The 1,109-nt window shown below is 36.9% G+C and carries 2 protein-coding genes; both read right to left on the bottom strand.

Annotated elements, in window-relative coordinates; genetic code table 11:
* Positions 1-120: IS1 family transposase (locus IQ457_RS13445; protein ID WP_200663883.1), on the bottom strand; the 120-nt coding region annotated here is incomplete at its 3' end.
* A 220-nt stretch (positions 121-340) separates the two neighbouring features.
* Positions 341-697, bottom strand: a complete 357-nt coding sequence (locus IQ457_RS13440; protein WP_200663882.1) for a roadblock/LC7 domain-containing protein — start codon at positions 695-697, stop codon at positions 341-343.
* Between the last annotated feature and the right edge of the window lie 412 nt (positions 698-1,109).

Here is a 1,109-nt window from a genome sequence, read left to right as displayed (position 1 = left end):
AATAAACTGGCGTTTGCAGTCCTTACATTGATAGTTCTGCTTGCCATAGCTTTTTTTGCCGTTTTTCTTTAAACTGGGACTGTGACAGTCGGGGCAATCGATCTGTATTTGTGTCTTCATAACCTCAAATATATCATCTTGCCTCGGCTGTCACTCTCCTTTATTAACTCAGCATACTTTCTGATACACCACCAAAATTTTAATTGTTTTAACTGAAATGTTAAAAACTAAGTAAACCAATACCTTAGAAAAATAAGTTGAGAGTGGGGTTAGAAAACAAAAAAAACATCTACTTATCAGGTAGATGCTTTAGATAACTCATTGTTTTGTACCAACAGGCTTACGAGAATTCTAATTCAGTCTCGAAACCTTTTAAAATATGACGCGCCATGGCAAGGTTTGATTTTTGACGGTCAAGTACAAGGTATAAAAACAAATTGTCATTACGTACTAGTGGACGTAGCAAATGATACTGCTTGCTCAAAGTGATAAGAATGTCTTCGATGTTCTCATTTAAGCCTAACGCTGCTGCTACTTTGCGCTTAGAGCGTAGTACTTCGGTGTTGCCAGCCGCTGCTAGCTCAAGGTCGATACCAGAGCCAAGAGTAGCCATTGCAAGACCAGATTCGCTGTCTACTAGCGCAGCGGCGATAAAGCCGTCGATGTCGTTTAATGCGTCAAGAGATAACTTAGCCATGAGGGTGTACCTTAATAATTTGGGATAGAGATAGGATTATTTTTTAGTCATTATTCTTTATTAGCAAAATCCTTTAATAAAAAATCTTCTCACAAAAATCTTTTAATAAAAGACTCAAAAGCGAAAGCTTTGCAAAATATCTTTAAAAGTGCGCCAAAAAACGGGACTGATTAGTTTAGCTACTCAAAAGAAGGCGGTATTTAAGCATATTCCCATAAAAAAAACAATCGCAAACCGACTAAAGCCGCTTTTTACCAGATTATCGGTTAAAAACGTCTTTTTCAGTTTACGATTGTATACTTAGATTATTCCAACAGTACTATATTGCTTGACTAGGTTGCTTCTATAACGAAGCCATTATCTCGACTTATTTAAAGAGACCCCACTCTCAACTTCGAAAGTGATTGAAAAA

The sequence above is a fragment of the Psychrobacter sp. M9-54-1 genome, from assembly GCF_016613355.1.
In the GTDB taxonomy this organism is placed as follows: domain Bacteria; phylum Pseudomonadota; class Gammaproteobacteria; order Pseudomonadales; family Moraxellaceae; genus Psychrobacter; species Psychrobacter faecalis.
Note: the sequence above shows the minus strand (reverse complement) of the source record. Positions and strands in the feature narration are given on the sequence as shown.